Genomic DNA, 22,807 nt, shown 5'->3' with positions numbered 1-22,807 from the left:
TCACCCTCCCAAGTAGGCTCGGCGGATCTCGTCCATCCCGCGCAGTTCCGCCGAGGAACCGGTGAGCACGTTGCGCCCCGCTTCGAGCACGGTCGCGGAGTCGACGAGGGAGAAGGCCAGGTTCGCGTTCTGCTCGACCACGAGCATCGCGATGCCCGAATCCTGCCGCAGCCGCCGGATCGCCTCGTAGACGTTCTTCGCCGTGCTCGGCGCGAGTCCGAGTGAGGCCTCGTCCAGCAGCAGCAGAGTGGGCTTGGCCATGATCGCGCGGGCGACCGCGAGCATCTGCTGCTCGCCGCCCGACAGCGCCGCGCCGCTGGAGGAGATGCGGTCCTTCAATTGCGGAAACAGGTCGAGACAGTAGTCGATGTCGGATGCCACGCCGCGGCGATCCTTACGCAGGTAGGCGCCGACGCGGAGGTTATCGCGCACCGTGAGCTGTCCGAGCGTGCCGCGTCCCTCGGGGACATGCGCGATGCCGAGCCCCGCCACCTGCTCGGGTCGCATGCCTCGGATGTCGCGCCCCTCGAAGGTGATGCGACCGCCGGCGCGCACGGCGCCGCTGATCGCCCGCAGCGTGGTGGTCTTGCCCGCGCCGTTCGCGCCGAGGATGCCCACCGCACCGTTGTCGGGCACGGTCAGCGAGACCGCGTCGAGCACCTGCACCGGGCCGTACCAGGCGGTGACGTCCTCCAGTTCAAGCAGCGTCATCAGCCGCGTCCTTCCCGATATACGCCTCGATGACGCGGGGATCGGACTGCGCTTCGGCGGCCGTCCCCTCCATGAGCTTGCGGCCGTGGTCGAGCACGACGACACGCTCGGTGAGCGCGGCGATGAGACCCATGTGGTGCTCGACGACGACGATGGTCACGTCGAAGTCGTCGCGGACGCCGCGGATCAGCTCGATGAGCCGGTCGACCTCCGAGTGCGGCAGCCCGGCTGCCGGCTCGTCGAGCATGAGCAGGCGGGGGCGCAGCAGCAGCGCCCGCGACAGTTCGATGCCCTTGTGCAGCCCGTGCGACAGCTCGTCGGGCGTGCGGTGTGCGGCCCAGCCGAGGTCGAGGCGTTCGAGCAGGTCGAGCGCTTCCGCGCGCAGCGTGCGTTCGTCGTTGCGGGTGAACGGAAGCCGCAGCGACCATTCCACGGGTCCGCCGCGCAACCGCGGATGGGCGCCGAGCATGACGTTCTCGAGCACGGTCTTGTCCAACTGCAGCGCCGCGTGCTGGAAGGTGCGGGCCAGCCCCAGGCGCGACATGCGCCACGCGGGCTTGGCGGTGACCTCGACGTCGTCGATGCGGATGCTGCCGCTCGAGGGCCGGTAGTGCCCGCTGATGCAGTTGAACAGCGACGTCTTGCCGGCGCCGTTGGGCCCTACGAGCCCGAAGATCTGGCCGGGTTCGACGGTGAAGCCGACCTCCTGGAGCACTTTGATGCCACCGAAGTGCAGGCTCACGTCGTGCAAGGTCAGCTCAGCAGCCATCGCTCACCTTTCGCGTCGTCGCGTGGATGGAGGAATCGGGTCGTCCTCGTGTTCAGGAAGTTACGGAATCCCCGCCGGATTGTCAACGATTTTGGTGCGAGTCATCCGAGCCGTGGCCGGATCGTGACCGGCGCCGGTTACAGCCTGGCTCCTTTATCGCGAGATGGATGCCGAAATTCTGTTCAACGGAATTTTCCGCGCCTCACGCTGTCGCCGGTCCTACGCTGGCCGCAACCGAACCATAGGAAGGTCGATGATGACATCCGAGTCCCTCGCCGAGGCGATCACCCGCGCCGGCAGCCCCGTCGAGCTGCTGCGCAATCAGAACTGGCCGGCCTTCACCTTCCCGGTGGCGCCGGAGTTCACGAACTGGCGTGACGAGCAGCGAGCGTGGAACACCACGGTTGCGCTCATGGACCAGTCGCACCACATGACGCAGCTGTTCCTGCACGGTGATGACCTGACCCCGATGCTCGAGTCGATCTCGCCGAACACGTTCGCCACCTTCCGGCGCGGCGTGGCCAAGCAACTCATCTCGGTGAACAAGGACGGCTACCTGATCGGCGACGGCATCCTGTTCTACAACGACGAAGGACCCGACGGGCGCGTGCTGATCGGGCACCACCTCCTGATCGACTGGGTGCGGTTCAACGCCGAGAAAGCCGAAGCGGCCGGCAAGGACGTGCACCACCGGCTCGAGGCGAACTCGCACATGCGCCAGGGTCCGCCGACCTTCTACCGGTACGAGCTCCAGGGCCCGCAGGCGAACGAGGTCATGACCAAGGTGTTCGGCGGCCCGCCGCCCGAGATCAAGTTCTTCCACATCGGCGACGTCACGATCGCGGGCCGCCCGGTCAAGGCGCTGCGGCACGGCATGGCGGGGCAGCCCGGCTTCGAGTTCTACGGCCCGTGGGAGGACAACGAGATCGTGCTCGACGCTCTCATGGCCGCCGGTGCCGAGTTCGGCATCCGCCGCGTGGGGGCGAAGGCGTACTCGTCATCGCCACTCGAGTCCGGCTGGGTGCCCACCCCGTTCCCGGCGATCTTCGACGACGACTTCGCCGAGTACCGCCAATGGCTGCCCGCCGCCCGCGCCGGGTCGATCGGCGGGTCGCTGGCCTCGCCCGACATCCACGACTACTACATGACCCCGTACGACCTGGGCCTCGGCCGATCGGTGCGTTTCGACCACGACTTCCACGGCCGCGCTGCGCTCGAGAGGCACGCCGAGAATCAGCGCCGGCGCAAGGTGACCCTCATCTGGCACGCCGACGACGTTGCGGCGGTGGTCCGCTCCCAGATCGAGCCGGGCATCCCCGCGAAGTACCTCGACTTCCCGAAGGCGCGGTACGGGCTCTACCAGATGGACGAGATCCGCAAGGGTGACGAGCTCGTCGGGATCTCGACGGATGCCGGCTATGTCGCGTTCGACCAGCTCTACATGTCGCTGGCGACGCTCGACGTCGGCATCGCCGACGGCGAACAGGTCGAGGTCGTGTGGGGCGAGGATCCGATCTCGCGCAAGGGCTCGGTCGACGCCGCGCACCGGCAGGTGCGCATCCGTGCCACTGTCGCCCCGGCGCCGTACCACGACTTCGCCCGGACGGTGTATCGCGCGAACGGCTGAGACGGTCGCGTTAGCATGACGGCGACACCCTGGAGGATGCCGTGGCGCGAAGCTCAGCCGGCGAGTCGGTGCTGCACAAGCATCTGCGCGTGCTCGACTGCTTCGACGCCTGGCATCCATTCCTGACACTCAGCGAGATCGCCGAGTCGGCGGGACTGGCCAGGTCGTCGGCGCACCGCCTGGTTGCTGAGCTGGAGCGCGAGGGTCTTCTCGAGCGCCTCCCCGATCGCACCTACCGGCTCGGGGTGCGGCTGTGGGAGTACGCCAGCCGCACGCCCGGCGCGGTCGGGCTGCGCGAGATCGCCCGGCCTTGGCTCGGCGCGGTGCACGAGCGCGTGCGCCAGCACGTGCAGCTGGGCGTGCTCAGCGGGCGCGATGTTCTCTTCATCGAGCGCATGTCGACACCGGATGCCGTGGTCAATGCCACCCTGATCGGCGGCCGCATCCCGTTGCACGCCTCGTCGAGCGGGCTGGTGCTGCTCGCCCACGCCGACCCGTCGGTGATTGCGGCGGTCGCCGAGAGCGACCTCCGCGTCTACACCGACCACACGATCCGCACCGGCACGGAGCTGTCGGCCGTGCTGCGCCGCGTGCGGGCGGAGGGGTGGGCGGTGACCGAGGGGCACATCCATCCCGAGTCGCGCGGCATCGCGGTGCCGGTGCACGGTCCCGACGGCTCGGTGTACGCGGCGGCCGGCGTGGTCGTGCCCACCGACGGTTCGTCGCCGGCGCCGTATGTGGAACTGCTGCACCGCGCCGCGCGCGGCATCACCCGCGACCTGGCCGAGGCGTACCGCGCCGACGTCGACGAGCGGCCCCACGGCATCCGCCGCCTCATGCGCGGGTCGACACGCTCGCTCGCCTACCTCGAGAGCCTCGAGCACGACCCGGCCGACCCGGGACTATCGTGAGTGCCGCGATGACGACGATCACGATCCTGGGGCTCGGCGAGGCAGGCAGCCGCTATGCACGCGGTCTGGCGGGTGCCGGCGCCGAGGTGCGCGGCTACGATCCGGCCCATGAGCTCGGTGACCCGGCCGTGACCCAGACGCCGACGCTCGAGGAGGCTCTGGCCGGAGCCGACGTCGTGGTCAGTCTCGTGGCCGGCCACATCGCGGCATCCATCGCCGACGACGCATTGCCGCACGTGCGGGCGGGCGCCGTGTACGCGGACCTCAATTCGGGCGCACCCGAAGTCAAACAGCGGATCGCCTCCGCGGCCGCCGTGCGCGGCGTGCTGATGGCCGACGTCGCGGTGCTCGCTCCGGTCGTGCGCGCCGGGCACCGCACTCCGCTGCTGGCCAGCGGCGACGGGGCGACGACGCTCGCCGACGCCCTGGCACCGTTCGGCGTGCCGGTCGACGTGCTCGAGGGCCCAGCCGGGGACGCCTCGCGCCTGCGGCTGCTGCGCAGCGTCTTCATGAAGGGACTCGCCGCGCTGACCCTCGAGGGGCTCACCGCCGCCCAGGCGATCGGCGCCGAGGACTGGCTGCGCGGGCAGATCGCCGCCGAGCTCGGACCCGACGGCGACGCCCTGCTCGAGCGCCTGGTCGACGGGTCCGGACAGCACGCCGTGCGCCGCGCCCACGAGGTGCGCGCCGCGGTCGCCGCGCTCGAGGCACTCGGGACACCCGCGGATATGTCGCGGGCGACGCTCGAGTGGCTCGAACGGCTCGCCACGCCTCGGGACGCCTGAGCGCGGAGCGCCCACGACCCGCCCGCGCCACATCCCGGCATCCGCGCCACTTCCCGGAGCCCCACGTCACCCGCCGCGCCACATCCCGGCATCCGCGCCACTTATATGCGTAGCGGATGCCGGGAACTGGCGCGTATCGCGCACCAGCGACCGCGAGGGCGCAGCCCGGGCAGATCAGGCGGCGCCGGCCGTGCGCCAGCCGCCGTGGTACTCCTGGCGAGCGGTCTCGGCATAGGGCACCGGGCTCACGATCGCACGGACCGCGAACTGCTCGTGCGGTTCGACGGTGGTCTTGGCCGAGCCGCCGTCCGGCTCGCCCCACACCACGCGCACCTCGGCGCCGATCGGCACGTTTCGGTCGACGGTCGCCAGTGACAGGCCGCGCTTCTCGTTCGCCGTGACTCCCGTGAACAGGGAGAGTCCGATCGTCGTGCCATCGGCATCCACCACCGCGTCGTAGTTCGACGACCCGTAGTTCGCGTTGGGCAGGTCGAAGAACTGGTAGCCGGGGCCCTCACGGTCGAGCACCGATGCGAGGATCGCGGCCAGGTCGTCGTCGTTCCACGCGAGGGTCACCTTGCGGCGCTGCGTCTCGGGATCGATCTTCTCGAGCGCCTCGCGGCCGATGAAGTCGTGGTCGAACTTCACGAACGAGCCGTATCCGAGGTCCCACGGGTTGAGGTAGTAGTCGTCGATGCTGTCCGACACGAACGAGCCGGCGAGGGCGTTGATGGCCTCGTAGCTGTTCGCGGGCAGCCATTCGCGATAGCGGCGTTCGATGTCGCCGCCCGAGTAGATCGCCGGCAGCGGCGAGGGGATCCAGCCCGACTCGAGCGTGTTCGAGGAGTAGGCGCGCGACCCGCACGGCTCGATGCCGAACTCGCGCCCGGCCTCGAGGATCGCGTCGCGCACCCGGCCGTGGTCTTCGTACGGTCCCCACAGTTCCAGGCCCGGCGCACCGGCCATCCCGTGCCGCAGGGTGCGCACCGGCGACCCGGCGATCGTCGTGTGGCCCATGTGGAAGAACTTCACGCGCTCGACCGGTCCCCCGGCGAGCTTCTCGATGATGGCCCACGCGTGGGGGCCCTGGATCTGGAACCGGTAGTACTCGCGGTTCACGGCCTGTCCGTACGGGCGCGAGGGCGAGCGGTCGTCGTACCGGGTCTGGACGTCGTAGCCGCCGGTCTCCGCGTGGAACTGCAGCCAGTTCGCCGCCGGAGCCCGGCCGACGTACACCAGCTCGTCCTCGGCTTCGCGGAAGAGGATGCCGTCGCCGATCACTCCTCCATTGGATGCCGTGGGCACGAACTGCTTGGCGGTGTCGACCGGGAAGTTCGCGAAGCTGTTGATGCCGGTGTCGCTGACCAGCTTGATCGCGTCCGGGCCCGAGATAAAGAAGTTCACCATGTGGTGCGTCTGGTCGTAGAGCACGGCGGTGTCACGCCATGCCTTCTGCTCGCGACGCCAGTTGGTGAACTCGGCCGGGACGACCGGGTAGATGTAGGTGCCCAGCTGCGAATCACGCAGCATCCGGACGGTGTCGCCCTTCTCATCGAGCAGTTGCTGGAGGTTCTCGGCCATGGACGATCCTCGACTTCCTTGTCAGTGGGTTCATTGCCGATGGTAGAGCCGCAATTTCACTATGTCCAGAGGGAAATGTGATTCCACCAAGATTGTTGACAAAATCTTGACCATTTCCGGCGCGGTGTGGTTCGCTGGAGGAATGTCGAGCTCTGTGCCTACCCTGCTGGTCGTCAGCGCCCATGCGGGCGACTTCGTGTGGCGCGCGGGCGGCGCCATCGCCGCCGCGACGCAGCGCGGTGAGCGCGCCGTGATCGCGTGCCTGTCATACGGCGAGCGGGGCGAGTCGGCCAGTCAGTGGCTCGCCGGCAAGGGGCTCGACGAGATCAAGGCGATCCGGCGCGGCGAGGCCGAGGCCGCGGCATCCGCCCTGGGGGCCGAGATCGAATTCCTCGACCTCGGCGACTACCCGCTGATCGAATCGCCGGAAGCGGTCGCGAAACTCGTCGACGTGTTCCGCCGTACCCAGCCCGACGTCGTGCTGACGCATCCGCTCCTCGATCCGTACAACGGCGACCACCCGGCCGCCGCGCGCATGGCGCTGCAAGCCCGCGTCCTGGCGCAGGCGATCGGGGTCGCGAACTCCGACGGTTCCTTCCCGTCGAAGGAGGACATCATCGGCGCGCCGCCGGTGTTCTTCTTCGAACCGCACCAGAGCGAGCAATGCGACTTCAAGCCCAACGTGCTGCTCGACATCACCGCGGCGTTCCCCGCCAAGCGCGCCGCGATGGAATGCCTGCCGGCCCAGAAGCACATGTGGACTTACTACACCGACCTCGCCGTGCGGCGCGGCGTGCAGGTCAAGCGCAATGCGGCCGCCAACCTGGGCCTCGCGCACGAGACGATGGGCGAGGCATACATGCGGTACTACCCGCAGGTGACGGACGTCCTGAGATGAGCGGCGTCATCGTCACCGACATCGTGCGGGCCGATGCCGGGGTGATCGACCGGCTGGCCGGGCACGGCGTCGCGACGGTGCATGAGGCCATGGGCCGCACCGGACTGGTGGGGCCGTCGATCCGGCCGATCCAGGACGGGGCGCGCATCGCCGGATCGGCCGTGACGGTGCTCAACTGGCCGGGCGACAACCTCATGATCCACGCGGCGATCGAGCAGTGTCAGGCGGGCGATGTGCTGGTGGTCACCACGACCTCCCCCAACCGCGACGGCCTGTTCGGCGACCTGTTCGCCAGCGCGCTGAAGGCGCGCGGCGTGCGCGGCATCGTGACCACGACCGGCGTGCGCGACATCGCCGACCTGCGCGAGATGGGCTTCCCGGCCTGGTCGGCAGCCGTGTTCGCCCAGGGCTCGGTGAAGGCCACCGGCGGATCGGTGAACGTCCCCGTCGTCATCGACGGCGCGCGCGTGCGCCCCGGTGACGTCGTCATCGCCGACGACGACGGCGTCGTCATCGTTCCCCGGCTGCAGGTCGACGCGGCCCTCGCCGGCGCCGACGCCCGCGTCGCGAAGGAAGACGCCGACCGGGCCGCGTACGGCAGCGGGCAGCAGCTGAGCCTCGACCGCAAGGGCCTGCGTCCGTTGCTCGAGGAGCTCGGGGTGCGCTACATCACTCAGGCCGAGTACGACCGTGGCTGATCCAGTCCGCGACGGCATTGCGTGCATGCTCACGCGCGGCGGCACGTCGAAGGGCGCGTACTTCCTCGCCGAGGACGTGCCGGAGGACCCGGCCGAGCGCGACGACCTGCTGCTGCGGGTCATGGGCAGCCCCGATCCGACGCAGATCGACGGGCTCGGCGGCGCGCACCCGCTGACCAGCAAGGTCGCGATCGTGAGCCGCTCGGGCGAGCCGGGCATCGACGTAGATTACCTGTTCCTGCAGGTCGTCGTGGACGCGCCGGTTGTGAGCACGGCGCAGACCTGCGGCAATCTGCTCGCCGGCGTCGGACCGTTCGCCGTCGAGCGCGGACTGGTCGCGGCATCCGGAACGACCACGACTCTCCGCATCCGCCTTGTGAACACCGGCGACATCGCCACGGCGACCTTCGCCACGCCCGGCGGCCGCGTCGACTACGACGGCGAAGCACTCATCGACGGGGTGCCCGGGCGGGCCTGCCCCATCGACCTCGAGCTCGCGGCCGCGCCCGGCAAGTCGCTGCTGCCGACCGGCAACGTCACCGACGAGGTCGCCGGCCACCGTGTCACGCTCATCGACAACGGCATGCCGGTGGTGCTGATGGATGCCGGTGAGTTCGGCGTCGACGGCACCGAGACTCCCACCGAGCTCGAGGAGCGCGCCGATCTCGTCGCACAGGTCGAACGGGTGCGCCTCGCGGCCGGCCCGCTGATGGGACTGGGCGATGTGAGCGCCCAGACGGTTCCGAAGATGTTCCTGCTCGCCCCGCCTCGCGGCGGCGGCGCGATCGCGGCCCGCGGGTTCATCCCGCATCGGGTTCACACCTCGATCGGCGTGCTCATGGCCGCATCGGTCGCAGCCGGGATCCGCATTCCCGGCGCCGTCGGCGCTGATCTCGCCCGGCTGTCCGACGGCGGCCGGCCGCGCGGCGAAGACGACACGACCGGCGGCGAAGACGACGGACCGACCCTCATCGAGCACCCGAGCGGCGTGTTCCCCGCCGATGTCCGCGTCTGGCGCGGTGCCGACGGCGCCTGGCGAGCGGCGTCCCTGTCGCTGCGCACCGCCCGCAAGATCTTCGACGGCCGGGTCTTCCCCCGGCCCCGGCTGTAGCATCCACCATGTCAGAGAGGACACCACCATGGCCGTAACCGAGAACTTCGATCTCGCCCACATCGGCGGCGTCGAGCTGTTCACCCCGAAGTTCGACGAGAGCCTCCACTTCTTCCGCGACATCTGCGCGATGCGCGAAGTGGCGCGCATCGGCGACTCCTCGTATCTGCGCTGCTGGGACGAGTATCAGCTCTACACGCTCAAACTCACGGCATCCCACACCAACGGCGTCGGCCGCACGCTCTTCCGGGCGACCAGCGAGGACGCGCTGCAGCGGCGCGTCGCCGCGATCGAGGCCGCCGGACTCGGCCACGGCTGGCGCGACCCCGAGGTCGGGGTCGGCCGGTCGTACGAGTTCGAGGACCCGGACGGGCACCTCATGGGCATCTACTACGACACCGAGCACTACGTGCCCGACGACGACGACCGCCCGGCCCTGAAGAACCAGGCCTCGGCCTACCCCGGCCGCGGCATCAACGCGCGCCGCATGGACCACATCAACTACCTGGCCTCAGACGTGAACAAAGCCGGTGAGTTCTGGCGCGATGTGATGTTCGCCCGCGAGTCCGAGCGCGTGCGGCTCGATGACGGCCGTTACGGCGCGTGGTGGTTCCGGTTCCACCAGAAGTCGTACGACGTCGTGTACTCCGACGACTGGACCGGCGAGCGCGGGCGCTTCCACCACTTCGCGTTCGCGCCCGACTCGCGAGAGGACATCCTCAAAGCCGCCGACATCTGCCTCGAGAACGGCATCTACATCGAGTACGGGCCCTACAAGCACGCCATCAACCAGACGTTCTTCCTGTACGTGTGGGAGCCGGGCGGCAACCGCATCGAGTTCGCGAACGCACAGGCGCGGCTGCTGCTGGACCCCGACTGGCCGGTCGTCGAGTGGAGCCAGGCCGAGCGCGCGAAGGGTCAGGCCTGGGGGATGAAGACGGTCGCGACGTTCCACACGCACGGCACGCCGTTCGTGGCGAACCAGGAGGAGATCGACCGCAAGGCCCTCGAGGGGCACTGACCCGCCCCGCCGACCCGCCCCGCCCCGCCCCGACTCGCCGAGCCGCATACCTTTGGGTGAGCCGCATATCTTTGGACAGTCCATACATATGCGGCTCGCGCGTAGCTATGCGGCTCGCGAGAGGGGCGTGTGAAGGTAGGCGGTGACCGGCCGGTTCAGCGCCAGACGTCGTCGGCGATGGCGACGACCTCGCGCACCTTCCCCCACTGCTCGTCCTCGGTGAGTTCGTTGCCCTCTTCGGTCGACGCGAAGCCGCACTGCGGGCTCAGCGCGAGCTGGCCCAGCGGCGCGAACGTGGCGGCCTCGTCGATGCGCGCCTTGATCGCGGGGACGTCTTCGAGTTCACCGGACTTCGTGGTGATGAGGCCGAGCACGACGGTCTTGTCGCCTTCGGGGAGGAACCGCAGCGGCTCGAACCCGCCCGCACGCTCGGTGTCGTACTCGAGGAAGTAGCCGTCGTACGCCGTATTGCCGAGCAGCTGCTCGGCGACCGGCTCGTAGCCGCCCGAGGAGATCCAGGTCGAACGGAAGTTGCCGCGACACACGTGGGTGGTGACCGTCAGGTCGTCGGGCTTGCCGTCGAGGATGCGGTTGAGGATCCCCGCGTATCGCTCGGCGATGCCGTCGGTGTGGATGCCGCGCTCGCGCGCCTTGGCCAGCTCGGCCTCGCTGCACAGGTACGCCCAGGCGGTGTCGTCGAACTGCAGGTAGCGCGCGCCGGCGTCGTAGAACGCGGCGACGGCGTCGCGGTAGGCCTGCACGAGGTCGTCGACGATGTCGTCGCGACCGCTGTAGCCGCCGCCGATGTGGCCGGGCTCGAGCCGGAAGTCCAGCACGGTCGGGGCCGGGATCGTGAACTTCGGGGTCGCTCCGGTCGAGCGGGCGAGCAGGTCCTTGAGCGAGCGGAAGTGCTCGAGGAACGGGTGGGTGTCGCTGAAGCCGATCTTGCCGCTGACCTCGACGCCGCGCGGCTTGGTCTGCACGCCGGTGAACTGGATGCCGTGGTCGAGCTCGACGATGTCGACTCCGTCGAGAAAGCCGAAGAAGTCGAAATGCCACCACGACCGGCGGAACTCTCCGTCGGTGGCGAGCTTCAGGCCCGCGTCGGCCTCCTGCTGCAGGAGTTCCGCGATGGCGGTGTCCTCCGCGATGCGCAGCGCATCGGCATCCACCTCACCGGCAGCATGACGGCGACGGATGTCGGCGAGGACGGAGGGACGGAGGAAGCTGCCGACGATGTCGGCGCGGTACGGCGGAACAGACATGCGTCGAGCCTACGCCCGCACACCGGCAGGCCCCGGCTCGATGTCACCAGGCGACACGATCGGCTGTCGCGAGGCGGCTGTCGTGAACCGGCTCCGTCGGCCGCGCGCTGTGCGCGCACGCCACGTCAGAACACGTGGTCCATGAGGTCGACGCCGAACGTGCGGAACGCCTCGTGCACGCGCAGCCGGTGCGCGATCGACAGGTCGTCGAACCCGACCAGCAGTGCGTAGGCGACGCCCGCGCGGGGCCCTGCGAGCACCCCTGCTTCGGCCCGCACCCCGTCGGCGCGCCCGGTCTTGTTGATGAACAGCAGGTCGTGGCGGTCGTCGTCGTGGGAGAAGGGATCGAGTCCGGTGACGGATGCCACGAGCGAAAGGTCGTGGTTGAGGCTCAGCCACTCGGCGACCTGGGCGCTGACCGCGGGCGACACCAGCTTCGAATTGACGAGGGCCGCGAACACGGCCGCCAGCTCGCCGGCCGAGCCGAGCGCGACCTGAGGTGCGTCATCGGGCCCACGCGTGTCGCGGAAGCCGTCGAGCAGGGCGACGTGCGCGAAGCCGAGCGACTCGATCCGGCGTCGCACCGCCTCGAGCCCGACTCGCTCCAGCAGCAGGTTGGCCGCGAGCGCGTCGCCGGTGGCGGCGACGAGGACCGCGAGATCACACAGCGGCAGCGCGGGTGCTTTGAGGTGCTGCCAGACTCCGGCGATGCCCACCGGCTCGACCCTGGTCCGCTCCACGATCTCGAACGGATCGACGGTGCCGGACTCGAACGCCGCCGCGACCTCGATCAGCAGCGGGACCAGGCCGATGCCGCCCACCGGCAGCAGCTGGTGCTCGTCGCCCGAGAACACCACGGTGTCGCGGTCGAGATCGGTGACCCGCACCGACACCTTCGCGCCCGAGGTCGCCAGCTCGTGCAGCGCGTGCAGGGTCGCGTCGAACGACCGGCCCGATGCCGCCGGTCCGCGCGGGCGACGCAGGCTCGACCTCGTGTTGCCGCGCAGCCTCTGCATGTCGGCGTCCCGGACGGGGGCGCGGCGGGTGCTGACAGCCATCCCGTCGGCATCGGTCCCCGAGGTGCTGGCGGGCGCAGCCCCATCCGCGGCGCGCGCCGAACTGCGGCGCCGCGCGCCGGGATCGGCCGCTCCGCCCTCGGTCACCAGATCGTGACGCGCTGTTCGGCGTCGAGCCAGAGCTCGTCGCCCGCGGTGACATCGAAAGCCCGGTAGAACTCGTCGACGTTGCGCACGATCTGGTTGCAGCGGAACTCGTTCGGCGCGTGCGGGTCGATGGTCAGCAGACGGATGGTCTCGGCATCCCGCCCCTTCTGCTGCCAGATCTGCGCCCAGCTCAGCAGCAGGCGCTGGATGCCGGAGTGCCCGTCGATCACGGGCCCGTCACCGGTCTCGCCGTTGGCCTCCAGATGGAGGCGGTACGCCTTGATCGCGATGCCGAGGCCGCCGAGGTCGCCGATGTTCTCGCCGATCGTGAGTGCGCCGTTGACGGTGTGCTCGTCGCCCAGCTCGCGCGGGCTGAGCTCGTCGTACTGCGCGATGAGCGCCGCCGTGCGGGACGAGAACGCCTCACGGTCGTCGTCGGTCCACCAGTCGTTGAGGGCGCCGGTGCCGTCGTACGCACTGCCCTGGTCGTCGAAGCCGTGCCCGATCTCGTGCCCGATGACCGCGCCGATGCCGCCGTAGTTGGCCGCGGCATCCCGATCCAACTCGAAGAAGGGGAACTGCAGGATCGCGGCCGGGAACACGATCTCGTTCATGAGCGGGTTGTAGTAGGCGTTGACGGTCTGCGGCGTCATGTACCACTCGTCGCGGTCGATCGGCTGGCCGAGCTTGGCAAGCTGTCGGTCGTGCTCCCACGCGTTCGCGCGGCGCACGTTGCCGATGAGGTCGTCGCCGTCGATCTCGAGCGCCGAGTAGTCCTTCCATTTCACCGGGTAGCCGACCTTGGGGGTGAACGCCTCGAGCTTGGCGAGGGCCCGCTCGCGGGTGGCCGGCGTCATCCACTCGAGCTGCGAGATCGACTGCCGGTACGCCTCGATGAGGTTCGCGACCAGCTCGTCCATCTCCTCCTTCGCCTGCGGCGGGAAGTGACGCTCGACGTAGACGTGGCCCACGGCCTCGCCCATCGCGGCTTCGACCAGGCTCACGCCGCGCTTCCAGCGCTCGCGGTTGACCGGGACGCCGGTCAGCTCGGTGCCGTAGAAGGCGAAGTTCGCGTCGACGAAGTCGCTCGACAGGAACGGCGCGGACGCGCGGATGACCTTCAGCCGCAGCCAGGCCCGCCACTGGTCGAGCCGGTCTTCTGTCAGCAGGGTTCCGAGGCCGGTCAGGAAGCTCGGCTGACGCACGTTGATCTCGGCGAGCGCGTCGGTGTGCCCCGGGGCGACCGCTTCACGCCAGTCGGCCAGATCGACGCCGACTGCCTCGACCACGGCATCCCAGGACGTCAGGTTGTAGGTGGCGACCGCGTCGCGGCTGCGCACGTTGTCCCAGTGGTGCGTGGCGAGCTCGGTCTCGAGCGCGGCGACGAGGTCGGCCTGGGCCTCGGCGTCGTCGAACCCGGCGAGTTCGAACATCGTCCGCACGTAGCCGCGGAAGGCGGTGCGGGTCTGCTCGAAGTTCTCGAGCCGGTAGTAGCTCTCGTCGGGCAGCGACAGGCCGCTCTGCTCGAAGAACACGACGTAGCGCTGCGGATTGCCCGGATCCGGCTCGATGAACAGGCCGACGAACCCGCCGACCCCTTCGCGTTCGAGTTCTCCGACCGCGCGAAGCAGGTCCGGGATGCCGGTGATCTCGCCGACCCGGTCGAGCTGGGCCCGGATGGGCTCGGCGCCGAGCCCGTCGATGCGCTCGATGTCCATGAAGCCGGCGAACAGGTCGCCGATCTTGCGGGCCTCGGTGCCGGGCTCGGCCGTCGTCGCCTCCTCGATGATGCCGTGGACGTCTTTCTCCGCCCGCTCGGCGATGAGGTGGAACGATCCCCAGCGGGCCTTGTCCTCGGGGATGTCGGTGCGGTCCAGCCACGCGCCGTTGACGTAGCGGAACAGGTCGTCCTGGGGGCGGATCGTCTCGCTGAGCTCGTCGATCGCGATACCCGAGCGGAGGGGGTTCTCGGTCATGCCCTCAAGGATATGGCGTCCGGGCGGGGTCACCGGTCGGACCTGGTGCACTCGGTCGGGTACGGCTCCCCGGCGAACCGGGCGCGCGTCCACTCGAACAGCTCCTCGGTCAAGGGCGAGGGTCGTTCGACCAGCGCGGTGTGCTCCATGCCGGCGTAGGTGCGGTAGTCGACGGGTGTGCCCGCGTCGCAGAGTCGCGCGACGAACGCGTCCTGGCTGGCCGGGTCGATGATGCTGTCGGAGGTGCCCTGCGCGATCAGCAGTGGGGCGGTCGTCGTCAGCGGGGCGATGTTGGTGCGCAGGTGCCGTGCGAGGGTGCCGACGGTGGGGTCGGCGGCGAAGATCACCGGGTCGCGGCTCATCCCGAGGGCGGCAAGGACCGAGACCACGGTGCCCGGGTCGGACAGACAGCGCGCGGCCATCGCCTCGACGATCGGCTGCGCGCCGGGGCGGATGTAGCGTCGTGCGGTCACATCGGGGTAGATCGACTCGAACGATTCGAAGGCGAACGAGGCGAAGATGCTGCCGCCGGTGATGGCCGAGACCCCGTCGACCAGAGTGAGGGGGTCGCTGGCCGGTGCGAGGGCCGCGACGCCGCGCACCCAGACCTCAGCGGCGTAGGACCGCGCCATGGATCCGGTCCACAGGGCCGCTCCCCCGCCCTGCGAATGGCCCCACACCACGGTGCTCGCGCCGAGGTCGGCGTCGTCGAGCTCGCGCGCGGCGCGCACGGCGTCCAGCGACGCCGAGGCGCTCGGGGGGCCGATCAGGTAGGGGTGCGGGCCCGCGGTGCCGAGGCCGATGTAGTCGGTGGCGACGATCGCCCAGCCCTCGTTGATGACCTGGCGCGTGAGGTACATCGCGCCCGACCACAGCGGCCGCTCCTGGAGAGAGGGCGCGCAGTGCTGGGCGTATCCGGTGGTGCCGTGGTTCCAGTCGATCACGGGCCAGCGTCCGTCGCCCTCGAGCGGCACGACCACGAGTGCGCTGGCCACACGGTTCTCCCCGTCGACGCCGGTGGTCGTGTAGAGGATCCGCCACCCCTGCGCGTTGGCGGGGATGTCGCGGGTGAACGGCTCGGCCCGCACGAGCCTGCCGGGCTCGGACGGCGTGTCACGGGGTGCGGCGTAGAACGCGTCGATGACCGTCGACGCCTCGCGCAGCGGCGAGGTGACGAGCACCGTCGCGACCGCCAGCGCGACCGCCCCGATCGCGAGGGCGGTGCGCCCCCACCGGCGCCACGGCGGATCGGGTGCATCTTCGGGGGTGTGTGCGCGGCGCCGACGCAGCGCGTTCCACAGGCCCGCGGAACCGCGCATGATCAGCCACGCACCGAAGACGACCGCGACCACCAGCAGGGTGATGTCGGGCCAGCCCAGAGCGAAGATGCCGAACAGGATGCCGGAGGCGCCGAACGCGGCATCCGACACCCGCTGGTCCCACGTGCGCCCCCGCCGGAAGGCGGAGACGACTCCCACGCCGCCGTTGAACATGAGCAGCAGCCCGACCAGGACGGCGACCAGGCGCACGGTCAGTCCGGGCCAGAACAGGATGAAGGCACCCGCGACGAGCCACGCGACGCCGATCGCCGAGCGCCAGCGCGGCCGCTCGTCGTCGTCGGTGCGGCCGGTGAGCTCCAGGATGCCGGTGAGCACCATGCCCCCGCCCAGCAGCAGGGCCAGGACATCCAGCGCGGTGGTCGGCCGGATGATGATGACCGCGCCGAGGCCGATCGACACGGCGGCGATGGCGATGCGCAGCCACAGCGGCATGCGCGAGTGCAGGCGCCACAGCGGCAGCCGTTCGAGTACCCGCATCCGTGCCACCTCCCTGCTCTGCGCCCGAACCACAGTACGTGCCGGGTGCACCGCGCTCCACCCGCGGCGGGGGTCCCACCCGTCTGCGGTCCCCGGTGCGCCGTAGGCTCGGGGGATGCCCGTGTCGACCCTCAACCGCGAGATCCTGCGGCTGGCCGTCCCGGCGCTGGGCGCGCTGATCGCCGAGCCGATGTTCCTCATCGTCGACGCCGCGCTGGTCGGCCACCTCGGCGTCGTGCCGCTTGCCGGCCTCGGCATCGCCTCGGCCGTGCTGCAGACGATCGTCGGGCTGATGGTGTTCCTGGCGTACTCGACCACGCCCGCCGTCGCGCGCCGGTTCGGCGCGGGCCACCACGGCGATGCGGTCAGCGCGGGCATCGACGGGCTGTGGCTGGCGCTCGGGCTCGGCGCGGTGCTCGCCGTCGCCGGATGGTTCGCCACCCCGGTGCTGGTGGGCATGTTCGGCGCGGATGCCGCGGTCGCCGAGCAGGCGGAGATCTATCTCGGGCTGTCGATGTGGGGTCTGCCCGCGATGCTCATCGTGTTCGCCGCGACCGGGCTGCTGCGCGGCATGCAGGACACGGTGACCCCGCTGTGGATCGCGGGGCTCGGTTTCGGCGCGAATGCGCTGCTGAACTGGCTGTTCATCTACGGGTTCGGGTGGGGCATCGCGGGCTCGGCCGCCGGCACGATCATCGCCCAGTGGGGCATGGTCGGCGCCTACGCACTGGTGGTGGCACGTCTGGCGCGCCGGCACACGGCATCCATCCGCCCGCAGCGGGCGGGCATGCGCGGGTCTGCCCGGGCCGGGGGCTGGCTGTTCCTGCGGACGCTGTCGCTGCGCGCGGCGCTGCTGGCCACCGTCGGGGTCGCCACCGGCCTCGGCACCGCCGAGCTGGCCGGCTGGCAGGTCGCCTTCACCATGTTCTCGACCGCCGCGTTCGCTCTCGACGCGCTGGCGATCGCGGCGCAGGCGCTCATCGGGCGCGGGCTCGGCGCCGGCGACGAGCCGTTCGTGCGGCGGGTGGTGGGGCGCACGATGGCGTGGGGCGTGTGGTTCGGGGTGATCATCGGCGTGCTGATCGGCGGGTTCTCGGGCCTGATCGGGCTGCTGTTCACCGGCGATGCCGAACTGGCGGCGCTCATCCAGCCGGCCCTGATCGTCCTGGCGGTGGCGCAGCCGGTGTGCGGCATCGTGTTCGTGCTCGACGGCGTGCTGATCGGCGCGGGCGACGCGAAGTTTCTCGCGATCGCCGGCGTGCTCAACCTCGTGCCGTACATTCCGGCACTGCTGATCCTGGCGGCGGTCGCACCGACGGGTGCGGCGGGGCTGGCGTGGCTGGCGGTCTGCTTCTTCGGCGTGTACATGCTCGCGCGCCTGGCGACCCTGGGCTGGCGGGTGCGCCGGCCGCAGTGGCTGCGCGTCGGGGTGTAGGCAGCCTCCCAGGCGCTGGTCGAGCACACATTCGGCATCGACCGCGGCTGAGCGCGCATCGTGCGCCGAGGACCGTCGGTCGTTGCGCGGCACGGCCGGACGGGCTACGCCCAGCGGCGGCACCACTCGTACATGACGACCGCCGCGGCGGCGCTCGCGTTGATCGAGCGGGTCGAGCCGTACTGGGTGATCTCGACCACGGCATCCGCTGCCGCCACCGCCTCGGGGGACAGCCCCGGACCCTCCTGGCCGAACAGCAGCACGCAGCGCTGAGGCAGGTCGGCACGGTCGACCGGCACCGACCCGTCGACGTTGTCGATCGCGAGGACGGGGATGCCGGCATCCATCGCCCATGCGGTGAACGCCGCGACGTCTTCGTGGTGGCGGACGTGCTGGTAGCGGTCGGTGACCATCGCGCCACGGCGGTTCCAGCGGCGCTTGCCGATGATGTGCACCTCGGCTGCGCCGAACGCGTTCGCGCTGCGGACGATCGAGCCGATGTTCATGTCGTGCTGCCAGTTCTCGATCGCGACATGGAACGGATGCCGGTGCTCATCGAGGTCGGCCACGATCGCGGCCATGGTCCAGTACCGGTAGCGGTCGATGACATTGCGGCGGTCGCCGTGCGCGAGCAGTTCGGGGTCGTAGCGGGAGTCGGCGGGCCACTCGTCGGCGCCGCCGGGCCACGGGCCGACGCCGACGGGGAGTTCGGGTTCGCGCTCGGTGATCACCTCGGGGCTCTCGGGCGCGGTGTCGGTCACCGGGACAGGCTACCCCGGTACCCATCACCCTCGGGCTGACGTCATCGCGGGTGACCTGCAGTCCTGGGCAATCGCGCGCCCCAAGGACCGCGTCTCACGAATGAGGGTCGCTTCTGGTCGCCTTACGACGTCGGAGGCGGCAACACGCGACAACGATTCGACTCAGACACAATATTTCGGCATACCGAAATATTGTGCGCTATGGTTTCGACATGCCTAAAACCGTTGTCGACGGCGCGGGACCGGGTCGCGCGGCGCCGCCGGCACCCGCGAAGCGCATCGCGTGGCTGCTCGGCCCTGCCCTCGTCGCCGGCGTCGCCTATCTCGACCCCGGCAACGTCGCCAGCAACATGACCGCCGGCGCCCGCTACGGGTACCTGCTGGTCTGGGTGGTCGTCATCGGCAACGTGATGGCATGGCTCATCCAGTACCTGTCGGCGAAGCTCGGCATCGTCACCGGGCTGAGCCTGCCCGAAGCGCTCGGCCGCCGCTTCCAGCACCGGTGGACGCGGCGCGCGTACTGGGTGCAGGCAGAGCTGGTCGCGATGGCGACCGATGTGGCCGAGGTCATCGGCGGCGCGGTCGCACTGTGGCTGCTGTTCGGCGTGCCGCTGCTGTGGGGCGGCGTGATCACCGGCGCGGTGTCGATCGTGCTGCTGATGATCCAGTCGCGGCGCGGGGCACGCAGCTTCGAGTTCGTGATCATGGGGCTCGTCGCCATCATTGCGATCGGGTTCACGTACGGCGTCTTCCTCGCGCCGCCCGACCCGGCGGGGGTGATCGGCGGGCTCGTCCCCCGCTTCGAGGGAGCCGACTCGGTACTGCTGGCGGCATCCATCCTCGGCGCGACGATCATGCCGCACGCGATCTACGCGCACAGTGCGCTGGCGCGCGACCGGTTCCGTCCGCGGTCGGCTCCGGCAAGGGAGACAGAGCGGTTCTCCACGACGCGACTGCTGCGCGCCACCAGATGGGATGTCACCATCGCGATGGCGATCGCGGGAACCGTGAACCTCTGCATCCTGCTGCTCGCGGCGGCGAATCTCGCCGGAGTGCCCGGCACCGACAGCCTCGAGGGCGCCTACGAAGCCCTCAAGTCCGGGCTCGGCCCCGTCGTCGCGACGCTGTTCGCAGTCGGCCTGCTCGCCAGCGGACTGGCCAGCACCTCGGTCGGCGCATATGCCGGGGCCGAGATCATGCATGGACTGCTCATGGTCCGGGTGCCCATGCTCGCCCGCCGGCTGGTCACGCTGATCCCCGCGCTGGCCATCCTCGCCATCGGCGTGGACCCGACCTTCGCGCTCATCCTCAGCCAGGTCGTGCTTTCTTTCGGCATCCCGTTCGCGCTGATCCCGCTGGTCGCCCTCACCGCAAGAGGCGACCTGCTCGGCGCCCACCGCAACCGCGTCGTGACGACGGCGGCCGGGGTCCTGGCATCCGTGTTCCTCATCGCGCTGAACGCCCTGCTGCTGTGGCTGGTGTTCACCGGCGGATAGCCTGGCACCGTGCCTTCCGCCGCGATCGACGACTACCTCAAGACGATCTACCACCACACCGAGTGGCAGACCGCGCCGATCACGCCGTCGCAGCTGGCGGCCGAACTCGGCCTCGCGCCGTCGTCGATCACCGAGATGGTGCAGAAACTCGCAGCCCAGGGGCTCGTCACGCATCGGCCGTACGGACCGGTCTCGCTGACCGCCGACGGCGAGGCGCGTGCGGCGGCCATCATCCGGCGCCACCGGCTCATCGAGACCTGGCTCGTCCGCGAGTTCGGCTATGCGTGGGATGAGGTGCACGACGAGGCCGAAGTGCTCGAGCACACCATCAGCGACCGGCTGCTGGCGGGCATCGACGAGCGCCTCGGCCACCCCCGGTTCGATCCGCACGGCGATGCGATTCCGGATGCCGCGGGGGTGGTCGACCGGGAAGCATTCGTCCTGCTGGGGCAGGCGCACGTCGGGCATACCGGCCGGGTGCTGCGGGTGTCCGACCGCGATCCGGCGCTGCTGCGCGCGCTCGACGCGGCCGGGGTCGTCGTCGGGCGCTCACTCACGGCCGCGGGGCGCGACGCGGTGCGATTGGACGGCGACCCGGTCGCGCTGCCGGCCGGAGCGGCCGAAGCGATCTGGCTGACTGCCTGAGCCGGTCAGCGTCGCTTGGCTTTGCGCGCCTTCTCGAACGGCCACGGCACGCGGGTGGCGTGCTCGCAGTAGTGCCACATGCGGGCGGCCACGTCGAGATCGCGGGTGACCTTCGAGGCCGACGCCGGGCGCGGCGCCCCGCGCATGCCGCGGGAGGGGCCCCAGAACTGACCGCCCTCGGCGGCGGGGTCTACCAGCGCCCGAACGAGCACCCAGGCGCCGCGCTCTTTGGACTGGGCGATCGGCGCCTGCAGGTTGTCGCGGAACCTCTTGGCGCGGTTGGGTTCATTGACCCCGGCGATGCCCCGCGTGCGGCCGCCGATGGAGTAACCGGGGTGTGCGACGAGGCTCGCGACCGGCACCTTCTCACTGCGCAGCCTCCGGTCGGCTTCGAAGCCCAGCGCGGTCGCCGCGACCTTGGACTGCACATACGCGCGCCACGGGGTGTAGCCGTTCTCCAGCTCGGGGTCGAGCGGATCGTATTGCCACATCGACGTCGACATCGAACCGAGCCACACCATGCGTCCGCGCGCCGCCGCGAGGGGCGGGAGCATCTCACCGGCCAGCGCATAGTGGCCGAGAACGTTCGTCGCGAACACCAGCTCATGCCGGTCCGAGGTCGTCTGCCGCTGCGCCGGCGGGTGGACGATGCCCGCGTTCAGCAGCACACCATCGAGCCCGGTACGGCCCCGCGCCGTCGCTGCGGCGGCGCGGATCGACCCCAGATTGCTCGTATCGAGCATGAGGCTCTCCAGATCGGCATCCGGAACCTGCCGCAGGAGCGCCGCCCGTGCCGCGGCGAGCCGATTCGGATTGCGCCCGGTCATGATCACGCGCGCGCCCGCACCGGCCAGCTGCAGCGACGCGAAGAAACCCAGGCCCGCGTTGGACCCGGTCACCAGATACCGCCGTCCGTGCAGATCGGGAAGGTGGGTCGGGTCCCAGGTGTCGCGTGCCACAGCCCCGACACTACGTCCCCGCCGCCCGGATAGGCTGGCCCCATGCGGACGCGCGCCGATATCGACTGCTGGCTGACCGACATGGACGGCGTTCTCGTGCACGAGAACCGTCCCATCCCCGGGGCGGCCGAGCTGCTCGCCCAATGGCGGGACGCCGGAACGCCGTTCCTGGTGCTCACCAACAACCCGATCTTCACGCCGCGCGACCTCAGCGCCCGGCTCGCCCGGTCGGGGCTGGACGTGCCCGAGGACCGCATCTGGACCTCGGCGCTGGCGACGGCGGACTTCCTGCGGTCGCAGCATCCGGGCGGCACGGCGTTCGTCATCGGCGAGGCCGGACTCACCACCGCGCTGCACGAGGCCGGTTTCGTCATGACCGAGACCCAGCCCGACTATGTCGTGGTCGGCGAGACGCGGCAGTACTCCTTCGAGGCGATCACGCTGGCGATCCGCTTCATCAACGCGGGGGCGCGGTTCATCGTGACGAATCCGGATGCCACGGGCCCGACCGCCTCGGGCGTGGTGCCGGCGACGGGCTCGTTCGCCGCCCTGATCACCCACGCGACGGGCAAGTCACCGTACGTGGTCGGCAAGCCGAACCCGATGATGTTCCGGTCGGCGCTGAACCGGATCGGCGCGCACTCGGAGTCGACGGGGATGATCGGCGACCGGATGGACACCGATGTGGTCGCCGGCATCGAGGCCGGCCTGCACACGATCCTGGTGATGACCGGCATCTCCGACCGCGCCGAAGTGGAGCGCTACCCGTTCCGCCCCGATGAGATCGTGGACTCGGTGGCCGACCTGATCGCCGTCGAACCGTTCGAGACCGAGCTGCCCGAAGTGCTGTGACCGTGTCGGACTTCGAGCAGAACCTGCTGTATGGGGTGACCACGCTCATCCTGGCCGGAACGCTCGTGGCGTTCGCGGTCGGCTTCATCCGCAATCGCCGCCACGACGACGATGACCGGGACGGCAGCTGATGGCGATCGTCCTGGCGGTCAGCGGCCTGGCCGTGCTGCTGGTGGCGCTGGTGATGTTCCTGCGCACATCGAAGGAGCCCGGCGCCGGCGGCGCGACCACGAACCGGCGCACGATCATGATCCTGACGCTGCTCGGCCTGGTGCTCGCCCTGGCCTCGCAGCTGCCGATCTTCCGTTGACCCGCGCCGGATCCGG

Annotated in this window: 22 protein-coding genes; 13 read left to right on the top strand and 9 right to left on the bottom strand. The window is 70.2% G+C overall.

The annotated features are described in order from the left end of the window. Positions 1-711: an ABC transporter ATP-binding protein gene (locus BKA10_RS13810; protein WP_183500493.1), complete on the bottom strand. Its 711-nt coding sequence runs from the start codon at positions 709-711 to the stop codon at positions 1-3. Further along, positions 698-1,480 carry an ABC transporter ATP-binding protein gene (locus tag BKA10_RS13805; protein ID WP_183500492.1) on the bottom strand — a complete coding sequence of 261 codons (783 nt, stop codon included), beginning with the start codon at positions 1,478-1,480 and terminating at the stop codon, positions 698-700. Before BKA10_RS13805 ends, BKA10_RS13810 begins: the two co-directional genes overlap by 14 nt. A 256-nt stretch (positions 1,481-1,736) precedes the next feature. On the opposite strand from BKA10_RS13805, the gene BKA10_RS13800 reads away from it, so the two are divergent. The 3 genes from BKA10_RS13800 to BKA10_RS13790 are packed head-to-tail and all read left to right on the top strand — an operon-like array spanning position 1,737 to position 4,803. After that, a complete protein-coding gene (locus BKA10_RS13800) occupies positions 1,737-3,107 on the top strand; it encodes an aminomethyl transferase family protein (protein ID WP_183500491.1) in 1,371 nt (456 codons plus the stop codon). A 41-nt stretch (positions 3,108-3,148) separates the two neighbouring features. Next, positions 3,149-4,018, top strand: a complete 870-nt coding sequence (locus BKA10_RS13795) for an IclR family transcriptional regulator domain-containing protein (protein WP_183500490.1) — start codon at positions 3,149-3,151, stop codon at positions 4,016-4,018. Positions 4,019-4,026: 8 nt separating this feature from the next. Then, the gene (locus tag BKA10_RS13790; protein ID WP_183500489.1) at positions 4,027-4,803 is read left to right on the top strand and encodes a DUF1932 domain-containing protein; all 777 of its coding nucleotides are present in this window, start codon (positions 4,027-4,029) and stop codon (positions 4,801-4,803) included. Between the two features lie 174 nt (positions 4,804-4,977). Here the strand turns inward: BKA10_RS13790 and ligM are convergent, their stop codons facing one another. Then, positions 4,978-6,384 (bottom strand): vanillate/3-O-methylgallate O-demethylase, encoded by a 1,407-nt coding sequence (gene ligM, locus BKA10_RS13785; protein WP_183500488.1) that lies wholly within the window; start codon positions 6,382-6,384, stop codon positions 4,978-4,980. A gap of 154 nt (positions 6,385-6,538) precedes the next feature. Here ligM and BKA10_RS13780 point away from each other — a divergent pair, with 154 nt between their 5' ends. The 4 genes from BKA10_RS13780 to BKA10_RS13765 are packed head-to-tail and all read left to right on the top strand — an operon-like array spanning position 6,539 to position 10,112. Then, the gene (locus BKA10_RS13780; protein ID WP_345048218.1) at positions 6,539-7,282 is read left to right on the top strand and encodes a PIG-L deacetylase family protein; all 744 of its coding nucleotides are present in this window, start codon (positions 6,539-6,541) and stop codon (positions 7,280-7,282) included. Continuing rightward, positions 7,279-7,980 (top strand): 4-carboxy-4-hydroxy-2-oxoadipate aldolase/oxaloacetate decarboxylase, encoded by a 702-nt coding sequence (locus BKA10_RS13775; RefSeq protein WP_183500486.1) that lies wholly within the window; start codon positions 7,279-7,281, stop codon positions 7,978-7,980. Before BKA10_RS13780 ends, BKA10_RS13775 begins: the two co-directional genes overlap by 4 nt. Further along, on the top strand, positions 7,973-9,091 hold the full coding sequence (locus BKA10_RS13770) for a PrpF domain-containing protein (RefSeq protein WP_248199248.1): 1,119 nt from the start codon (positions 7,973-7,975) through the stop codon (positions 9,089-9,091). The genes BKA10_RS13775 and BKA10_RS13770 overlap by 8 nt, the downstream gene beginning before the upstream one ends. Positions 9,092-9,119: 28 nt before the next feature. Then, the gene (locus BKA10_RS13765) at positions 9,120-10,112 is read left to right on the top strand and encodes a VOC family protein (RefSeq protein WP_183500485.1); all 993 of its coding nucleotides are present in this window, start codon (positions 9,120-9,122) and stop codon (positions 10,110-10,112) included. Between the two features lie 155 nt (positions 10,113-10,267). On the opposite strand, the gene BKA10_RS13760 is transcribed toward BKA10_RS13765, so the two are convergent. From BKA10_RS13760 to BKA10_RS13745, 4 genes are all read right to left on the bottom strand, one after another. Continuing rightward, positions 10,268-11,377, bottom strand: a complete 1,110-nt coding sequence (locus BKA10_RS13760; protein WP_183500484.1) for a 5-methyltetrahydropteroyltriglutamate--homocysteine S-methyltransferase — start codon at positions 11,375-11,377, stop codon at positions 10,268-10,270. Positions 11,378-11,502: 125 nt separating this feature from the next. Next, positions 11,503-12,435, bottom strand: coding sequence for a serine hydrolase (locus BKA10_RS13755; protein WP_183500483.1), 933 nt, complete (start codon positions 12,433-12,435; stop codon positions 11,503-11,505). Between the two features lie 101 nt (positions 12,436-12,536). After that, positions 12,537-14,516 (bottom strand): M13 family metallopeptidase, encoded by a 1,980-nt coding sequence (locus BKA10_RS13750; protein WP_183500482.1) that lies wholly within the window; start codon positions 14,514-14,516, stop codon positions 12,537-12,539. Between the two features lie 29 nt (positions 14,517-14,545). Continuing rightward, on the bottom strand, positions 14,546-16,333 hold the full coding sequence (locus BKA10_RS13745) for a lipase family protein (RefSeq protein ID WP_183500481.1): 1,788 nt from the start codon (positions 16,331-16,333) through the stop codon (positions 14,546-14,548). Positions 16,334-16,448: 115 nt separating this feature from the next. Here BKA10_RS13745 and BKA10_RS13740 point away from each other — a divergent pair, with 115 nt between their 5' ends. Further along, positions 16,449-17,768 (top strand): MATE family efflux transporter, encoded by a 1,320-nt coding sequence (locus BKA10_RS13740; protein ID WP_183500480.1) that lies wholly within the window; start codon positions 16,449-16,451, stop codon positions 17,766-17,768. A gap of 104 nt (positions 17,769-17,872) precedes the next feature. Here BKA10_RS13740 and BKA10_RS13735 read toward each other — a convergent pair whose 3' ends face one another. Beyond that, a complete protein-coding gene (locus BKA10_RS13735) occupies positions 17,873-18,499 on the bottom strand; it encodes a TrmH family RNA methyltransferase (RefSeq protein WP_183501218.1) in 627 nt (208 codons plus the stop codon). 242 nt (positions 18,500-18,741) lie between these two features. Here BKA10_RS13735 and BKA10_RS13730 point away from each other — a divergent pair, with 242 nt between their 5' ends. After that, positions 18,742-20,025 carry an Nramp family divalent metal transporter gene (locus tag BKA10_RS13730; protein ID WP_183500479.1) on the top strand — a complete coding sequence of 428 codons (1,284 nt, stop codon included), beginning with the start codon at positions 18,742-18,744 and terminating at the stop codon, positions 20,023-20,025. A gap of 9 nt (positions 20,026-20,034) precedes the next feature. Next, positions 20,035-20,670 carry an iron dependent repressor, metal binding and dimerization domain protein gene (locus tag BKA10_RS13725; protein WP_183500478.1) on the top strand — a complete coding sequence of 212 codons (636 nt, stop codon included), beginning with the start codon at positions 20,035-20,037 and terminating at the stop codon, positions 20,668-20,670. Between the two features lie 5 nt (positions 20,671-20,675). On the opposite strand, the gene BKA10_RS13720 is transcribed toward BKA10_RS13725, so the two are convergent. Then, positions 20,676-21,629 carry an SDR family NAD(P)-dependent oxidoreductase gene (locus BKA10_RS13720; RefSeq protein WP_183500477.1) on the bottom strand — a complete coding sequence of 318 codons (954 nt, stop codon included), beginning with the start codon at positions 21,627-21,629 and terminating at the stop codon, positions 20,676-20,678. Positions 21,630-21,671: 42 nt separating this feature from the next. Here BKA10_RS13720 and BKA10_RS13715 point away from each other — a divergent pair, with 42 nt between their 5' ends. The 3 genes from BKA10_RS13715 to BKA10_RS13710 are packed head-to-tail and all read left to right on the top strand — an operon-like array spanning position 21,672 to position 22,791. Then, entirely contained in the window at positions 21,672-22,481 is an 810-nt protein-coding gene (locus BKA10_RS13715; protein WP_183500476.1) for an HAD-IIA family hydrolase, read from the top strand. Between the two features lie 2 nt (positions 22,482-22,483). Beyond that, a complete protein-coding gene (locus BKA10_RS16790) occupies positions 22,484-22,612 on the top strand; it encodes a hypothetical protein (protein ID WP_277816589.1) in 129 nt (42 codons plus the stop codon). Then, a complete protein-coding gene (locus BKA10_RS13710; RefSeq protein WP_241740147.1) occupies positions 22,612-22,791 on the top strand; it encodes a hypothetical protein in 180 nt (59 codons plus the stop codon). The genes BKA10_RS16790 and BKA10_RS13710 overlap by 1 nt, the downstream gene beginning before the upstream one ends. Positions 22,792-22,807: the final 16 nt, after the last annotated feature.

The organism is Microbacterium invictum, assembly GCF_014197265.1.
Lineage (GTDB): Bacteria > Actinomycetota > Actinomycetes > Actinomycetales > Microbacteriaceae > Microbacterium > Microbacterium invictum.
Note: the sequence above shows the minus strand (reverse complement) of the source record. Positions and strands in the feature narration are given on the sequence as shown.